Below are 6704 nucleotides of genomic sequence, written 5' to 3'. Positions count from 1 at the left end.
ACTTTAACAGAATATAAAAGTGGTGAATCATAATTCCGTCGAATTATGATTCACCACTAATGTTAGTCAGTTTTTGTCCATCTAAACCTTACCGTGGACTAATTCCCAGCGAAATTCTGCCAAAGCGACTAATCCGATTCATTTTCCAGGTTGGCGCCCAAACGATTTCAACTTCGACGTCCTTAATTTCTTCAATTTCAACCAACGCCGCCTTAATTTCATTTGGAACGGAATCAATGCAGCCACAGCCCATTTCGGTAAAAGTGAGCACAACTCTACTGCTACCAGCATCGTCCAATTCAATTTCATAAATCAGGCCTAAATTATAAATATCTAAACCAATTTCCGGATCATATATATTTTGAAGTTTCGCGATTATTTGGTCACTAATCGTTGCCGCCCGCTCATTTATTTTAATATCATCACGCATCTTATCGAATCCTTTCCGTACTGCAAATATGTTGTATGTGTATTTTCACATTAAAAACTCATTTTTTCAAGAACCTTTTCTAATTTTGCCTTATCTTTTACTAAAATAATTCAAAATTAAATTCCTTTTAGGCTTTGATTCTGCCAAAAATCAAGACAGAAAAAGGCTGGGACAAAAAAGTCCTGGCCTCTTGTTGTTTCCGAGCACTACTCAGAAAAAATGTATCCCTATCGTTCGTCCTTTTTCCAAAAATCAGTAATCGCACCTTTAGAAGAACTAGAAACCAGATGTGCGTATTTGCCCAAGACACCGCGTGTATACAGTGGTGGAATCGTTGTGGCAGCCTTGCGTTTGGCCAATTCGGCCTCGGAAACGGACATCGTGATTTCTTTGGTATCTTGATCAATAATCACTTTATCGCCAGTATGCAAATAGGCAATGGGTCCGCCATCTTGGGCTTCAGGAGCAATGTGGCCAACGACAAAGCCGTGTGTTCCGCCAGAATAGCGACCGTCCGTTAATAAGGCCACTGATTCGCCTTGACCTTTACCAACTAGCATGCCGGACAGGGAAAGCATTTCTGGCATGCCGGGTCCACCTTTTGGTCCAACGTAACGAACAACCACAACATCGCCATCAACGACTTTATCCGCCAAAACAGCTTCAATTGCGTCTTCTTCGTTATCAAAAACCTTAGCTGGGCCAACGTGCCGCCGAGCTTTAACACCAGCAACTTTTGCTACAGCGCCTTCTGGGGCCAAATTACCGTATAAAATCATTAATGGACCGTCCTTACGTTTGGGATGTTCCAGCGGCATGATGACTTTTTGCCCAGGCGTCAAATCAGGCGCTGTTGCAAGGTTTTCGGCTACCGTTTTCCCAGTGACGGTCAAGCAATCACCATGTAAATAACCATTTTGGTACAAATATTTCATAACGGCCTCAACACCGCCAGCTTCATATAAGTCCTGGAAAACATACTGACCACTTGGCTTCAGATCCGCAATGTGCGGTACTTTTGCTTGGAATTTATTGAAATCATCGATAGTTAGATCAACATTAGCAGCGTGGGCGATTGCCAATAAATGGAGCACTGAATTAGTTGAGCCACCTAGTGCCATAACCACAGTCAAGGCGTTTTCAAAGGCCTTACGGGTCATAATATCTTTCGGGTAGATCCCCTTTTCAAGTAAGTTCATTACTGCTTTACCGGCTTCTTCGACGTCACGCTTCTTAACGTCAAACACTGCTGGATGTGACGCCGATCCCGGCAAACTCATGCCCATGGCTTCAATTGCCGAAGCCATTGTATTTGCCGTATACATGCCACCGCAGCCACCAGGTCCTGGACAGGCGTTGCATTCAATTGCGCGCACTTCGTCGGCACTGATATCTTTGTGATTCCACTGCCCAACTGCCTCAAATACCGAAACTAAATCAATATCTTTCCCGTTAAGTTTGCCTGGTGAAATTGTTCCGCCATAGACAAAAATGGCCGGAATCTCAGTATTAGCGATCGCAATCATACTTCCGGGCATATTTTTATCACAACCACCAATAGCCACAAAAGCGTCACAATTATGACCACTCATGGCCGTTTCAATCGAATCGGCGATGACGTCCCGGGAAGGTAGCGAAAAGCGCATGCCTGGTGTCCCCATTGAAATACCATCAGAAACGGTGATTGTGCCAAATTGGACGGGCCAGCCACCTGCAGCCGTGACGCCTTTTTTCGCTAGTTTACCTAATTCTTCCAAGTGTAAATTACAAGGCGTATTTTCCGCCCAAGCACTAATTACACCGATAAGTGGTTTCTTAAAATCCTCATCCTTCATGCCAGTTGCCCGCATGAGTGATCGATTAGGTGCCCTAACCATTCCGTCGTAAACGTGACTTCTGATTCTAAGATCTTTCTGAGTCTGACCATCTGCCATATTGAAAAGCTCCTTTCAAAGCTGTATTTACATAAGTGTGTTTAAACAGGTCCTCATTTCCTACTTCGTAACCGAAAGTTACTGGCAAATGCTGCAGCCAAAATGAATTGGAGTTCAATTGGCAACGAAAAGTAGCTCTACTCAAGGAAAACATTAAATAAATGATGCTCATTCAAGTATTTCCTATAAGGCTGAGCGCCAGTTCCTCTTCAAACATGTTTACGCCAAATCAATAAAAAAGTACTAAGCAAATTAGTTGGAATTCCACCTTAGTTTGGAAAATATCTTTACTAGTACTTACCTGACTAATTTAGTGGAAACGTGTTTGAAAAAGCAGATTCCTGCAGTGACCAAGATGGGCCTACTCGCGAGCAGTTACGGACTGTATAACTGTGCTTCTGGGCGATTTTCGTCGTGCTAGTTCTTGCGGCACGAACTTTGCCACAAGAATGGACAACGTTTGAAGCATCAAGATTATTAGCGCACTTAGCCGCGATTCGGACTTCGGGTTATCTTAGTCCGATCGACAACGTCAGCGAGGCCAGTAATAGTCCTCAATTACGAAGTAGAATCTAATCGCCTTTCCAAACATTACCTAACTTTAGTAAATATTTTACATCTTTTCTAATGATATTCCAATTAATAATTAATAAATAAGGGAATTCACTTATTATAAATTAACAATCAGCTCTAATTAAAGTATATTTGCAGACAAAAAAATAGGCTTCAAGTCTCCTCAGTCTTGAAACCTACATAACAGTGGAAAGCGCCTGACCTAATTGATCTTGGTCATATAGAACTTTTTGAATATCAAAACACCTTCATATTAAATTTTACGCATTTGGTACGCTTAATACTTTTAGCCACTGCCAGATGATCTCACTCATCAAGCTACTATAATTCGTGGCCCATATGCTTGTTGTTTCAGCATGCACCAGCAACGCTAGAAACTTAGATGCTATGCTACGGAACGTGGACTTCGCAAAAATTCACTTCTTGTTCATTCAACATTTCGTAACCTAAAACTTGTTAAAAGAACTAGGCCTGTTGTACAGCCTTTCTGTTTCCACCGACCACTATCGCTTGTCTTAGTGGTCTACCGAAGACTTCGTCCGTTTAACGTTTATAACCTGAAACTTGTTAAAAGAACTAGGCTTGTCGTACTGCCCTTCTGTTTCCACCGACCACTATCGCTTGTCTTAGTGGTCTACCGAAGACTTCGTCCATTTAACGTTTGTAACCTGAAACTTGTTAAAAGAACTAGGCTTGTTGTACAGCCTTTCTGTTTCCACCGACCACTATCGCTTGTCTTAGCGGTCTACCGAAGACTTTCGTTCATTTAACGTTTTGTAACGTGAAACTTATTAAAAGAATCAGGCTTGTCATACAGCCCTTTTGTTTCCACCGACCGCCATTTCACATCTTGGTGGTCTGCCGAAGACTGAGGAGGCTTATCTTGCTGATCAGGTCTTATCTCTTCCACACCCATAATATAGCATCGCTCACAAATGAATGCAAGCGATAACACACTTATTTTTAAACTTTTTTTGAAATACTGTCTCAGGCCCTCTGCATCAGTGTTAAAGCGTTTTAAAAAAGCAGAATTAATAGCCATTATTTTGCGCAAAGCTTATCTTTGGTCACCCTGATAATATTTTAGTAGAATTTGGTCTGTTCAGGAATAAAAAGCAATTATGCCGACGCCGATTGCTTACTCGTTCTTCACCAATTCACAATAATTTCCTTAGCATTGGCAACCAAAGTTGTGCTGGCGTCTGCCTTATCTCGATATAGACCGAGATCAGTGAATTCAATGAACCCAAAAATTAAACTCATTAAAATCTGAACGTGCTGTTGAACCTTGTTTGCATCCTCATTGCCATTGTTTCGCCGTACAATTGTTGTTGGAATATCACGCAACGCCATTAATTTGGCCAATATTTCGTCCTGTTTATTAATTTTTCCAATCAATGACAACATACTATTAAAGGCATGATTGTCCTGGGAAAAATCGAACGCCGCTTTAACAAAGGCCAGAATCGCCTCTTGCCCGCTCAGCCCAATAACGGCGTTTTGAACAAAAGCAATCAACTGATCCAAAAAGATCAACACCACCTTAATTTGAAGTTCTTCGATGTTGGCCACATACCGATATAGTGTTTGTGGTTGGACGTTTAATTCACGAGCCAGCCCACGATACGACAGAGCATTGAAATCGCCTGCTTGAGCAATTTCCAGTGCCTTATTAATCACAATTTCTGTTGATAATTTAGCTTTTCGCGCCATTTTATATTTCCCCAATCTTTTCTGTTGACAAATTCACATCGTGAGCTTATTGTACACAGTACGAATTAATTAAAGCAACCCATTTTTGAAAGAAGGTTATCATATGTATCGTAAAATTGATTTTCATGCTCATTATCTTTCACCAGGATTCAAGAAATTTCTCAAAAAATATTTCGATGATTACGGCGATGGTGTTAAAACCCCTGCATATACAATTGATACCACTTTAGAAACAATGGACAAAAATAACGTTGCCTATTCGATCATCTCGCTATCTTCACCACACGTTTCAAACACAAACGACGCTGGTTTAACGAGTGAATTGGCAACTGAGGCCAATGATTATGGTGCTGAGCAGCGCAAGGCCTACCCAGATAAAATTGGTTTTGCTGCCACCTTGCCTTTACCATACGTTGCTGAAAGTATTGCCGAAATCGACCGGGCACGTTCCAATCATGCCACTGCCTTCACATTACCAACAAATGCCAACGGAACGTACTTAGGTGATCCTGGCCTAGATCCAATTATGGCGAAATTAAACGAACGTAAAACAATCGTCATGTTACATCCAAATGAACCTAAACCAATTGCTAAAGACGTTAATCGTGAAATTCCAACACCAATTATGGAATTTTTCTTTGATACAACACGAGCAGTGACCAATATGGTCTTACACAGCGTCTTTACTCGTTATCCTAACATTAAGTTTATTATCCCACACGCTGGCGCATTACTGCCGGTTATCTCCGACCGAATCGCCTTGGCCCAAAAACTCAATCCAGCGCTAACCGATGATCAAGTGAATATGGCCGAGGTCCATGGCAACACAATATTTTGATGTCGCTGGCCGTGTTTTACCGCATCAATTACCCGTGTTGCAGCAGGTAACGGACCCAACGCATATTTTATACGCAACCGATTCGCCTTACACACCTGCTCCACAGGTTGTGCAATTAACAAAAGAATTGGAAACCAGTGGACTGTTGTCCGAAGCAACTAAGAAAATGATTTTTTATAGTAACGGTAAACAATTATTAGATGAAGTTAAATAACAATCCATAAACGCAAAATTTACTTCATTAAAATGAAAAGGAGCCTTTTAACATGAGTGAATTAACATTAGATGGTGCAACATTACACTACGAAACTGTTGGCGAGGGACCTGTCCTGATCTTTGTTCCTGGTGCAAATGGTACAGGTGATATTTTCCGCCAGGCCGCCGAAAACCTCAAGGATGATTACAAAGTGGTCATGTATGATCGCCGCAACTTTGGTAAAAGTAAATTAACAAAACCACTTCCCGATGGTATTGAACAACCCCACGATAGCTACCGAATTAAAACCGACGCTAGCGACTTGGCCGCTTTGGCAAAAGAAGTCAGCAATGAGCCTGTCTCAATTTTAGGCAGTAGTTCTGGTTCAATCGTTGTGATGGAAACCTTACAGGATTATCCGGAAATCTTTAAGCGGGCCTTAATTCACGAATCACCAATCAACGTCTTTTTACCAGATTCTGAACAACAGCAGGCCAATAACCAAACTGTTGTTGACATCGCCCAAAAAGATGGCATGATGGCAGCAATGAAGGCATTCGGCAAATTTATGCGAATTGGCGCAGTTGATGCGCAAATGATGTCAAAACCTGCGACAAACGTCTCGGATATTAAAGACGCCGCAAAGACTGCAACGGATGCAAAAACACGTAGCCAGGCCTTTTGGTTCGAAAACGAAATTCGCCAGTACACAAGTCGACAAATTGATTTTTCCGTCCTCGAACAGCACTGCAATAAGCTTGTTTTATTAGTCGGAACTGGTTCAACCGGCTCCTTCCCGGCAGAAGTCACAACCGATATTTCCAGCAAACTAAACGTCCCAATTACCGCCGTTCCTGCTGGCCACTTAGGTTACGCCCAAGAACCAGAAGAATTTGCAAAAGTGTTGAAAAAAGTTCCAGCATAGAGTGTTGAAAAAAGCGTTCAGGTTCTGAGGATTAGCCTAGATTGACGAATTATCTGTGAAACAGATGATTTGGCGATCGTAGCTAACCGCAGGAA

Annotated in this window: 6 protein-coding genes; 3 read left to right on the top strand and 3 right to left on the bottom strand. The window is 41.8% G+C overall.

The window, feature by feature from the left end; translation table 11 throughout:
• Nucleotides 1-88: 88 nt before the first annotated feature.
• The 3 genes from EKM98_RS11630 to EKM98_RS11620 all read right to left on the bottom strand — a co-directional run bounded on the left by EKM98_RS11630 (nucleotide 89) and on the right by EKM98_RS11620 (nucleotide 4650).
• Nucleotides 89-430, bottom strand: a complete 342-nt coding sequence (locus EKM98_RS11630) for a metal-sulfur cluster assembly factor (protein WP_068279868.1) — start codon at nucleotides 428-430, stop codon at nucleotides 89-91.
• A gap of 227 nt (nucleotides 431-657) precedes the next feature.
• Nucleotides 658-2364 carry a dihydroxy-acid dehydratase gene (ilvD, locus tag EKM98_RS11625; RefSeq protein WP_125982719.1) on the bottom strand — a complete coding sequence of 569 codons (1707 nt, stop codon included), beginning with the start codon at nucleotides 2362-2364 and terminating at the stop codon, nucleotides 658-660.
• Between the two features lie 1722 nt (nucleotides 2365-4086).
• The gene (locus EKM98_RS11620) at nucleotides 4087-4650 is read right to left on the bottom strand and encodes a TetR/AcrR family transcriptional regulator (RefSeq protein ID WP_125982718.1); all 564 of its coding nucleotides are present in this window, start codon (nucleotides 4648-4650) and stop codon (nucleotides 4087-4089) included.
• 103 nt (nucleotides 4651-4753) lie between these two features.
• Between EKM98_RS11620 and EKM98_RS11615 the strand changes: the two genes are divergently transcribed.
• Genes EKM98_RS11615 through EKM98_RS11610 form a run of 3 tightly spaced genes read left to right on the top strand, consistent with a single transcriptional unit; the run spans nucleotide 4754 to nucleotide 6609 of the window.
• On the top strand, nucleotides 4754-5488 hold the full coding sequence (locus EKM98_RS11615) for an amidohydrolase family protein (protein ID WP_225418582.1): 735 nt from the start codon (nucleotides 4754-4756) through the stop codon (nucleotides 5486-5488).
• Nucleotides 5469-5702: an amidohydrolase family protein gene (locus EKM98_RS12205; protein WP_225418581.1), complete on the top strand. Its 234-nt coding sequence runs from the start codon at nucleotides 5469-5471 to the stop codon at nucleotides 5700-5702. The genes EKM98_RS11615 and EKM98_RS12205 overlap by 20 nt, the downstream gene beginning before the upstream one ends.
• A gap of 52 nt (nucleotides 5703-5754) precedes the next feature.
• On the top strand, nucleotides 5755-6609 hold the full coding sequence (locus tag EKM98_RS11610; RefSeq protein WP_125982717.1) for an alpha/beta hydrolase: 855 nt from the start codon (nucleotides 5755-5757) through the stop codon (nucleotides 6607-6609).
• Nucleotides 6610-6704 lie beyond the last annotated feature (95 nt).

Source organism: Loigolactobacillus iwatensis, assembly GCF_003950295.1.
GTDB classification, from domain to species: Bacteria; Bacillota; Bacilli; order Lactobacillales; family Lactobacillaceae; genus Loigolactobacillus; species Loigolactobacillus iwatensis.
This window is presented reverse-complemented; position numbering and strand designations above follow the sequence as displayed.

Excerpts from the sequence above, each read along its gene's own strand:
- EKM98_RS11630 (WP_068279868.1), bottom strand. The coding sequence starts at position 430 with ATGCGTGATGATATTAAAATAAATGAGCGGGCGGCAACGATTAGTGAC.
- ilvD (WP_125982719.1), bottom strand. The coding sequence starts at position 2,364 with ATGGCAGATGGTCAGACTCAGAAAGATCTTAGAATCAGAAGTCACGTT.
- EKM98_RS11620 (WP_125982718.1), bottom strand. The coding sequence starts at position 4,650 with ATGGCGCGAAAAGCTAAATTATCAACAGAAATTGTGATTAATAAGGCA.
- EKM98_RS11615 (WP_225418582.1), top strand. The coding sequence starts at position 4,754 with ATGTATCGTAAAATTGATTTTCATGCTCATTATCTTTCACCAGGATTC.
- EKM98_RS12205 (WP_225418581.1), top strand. The coding sequence starts at position 5,469 with ATGGCAACACAATATTTTGATGTCGCTGGCCGTGTTTTACCGCATCAA.
- EKM98_RS11610 (WP_125982717.1), top strand. The coding sequence starts at position 5,755 with ATGAGTGAATTAACATTAGATGGTGCAACATTACACTACGAAACTGTT.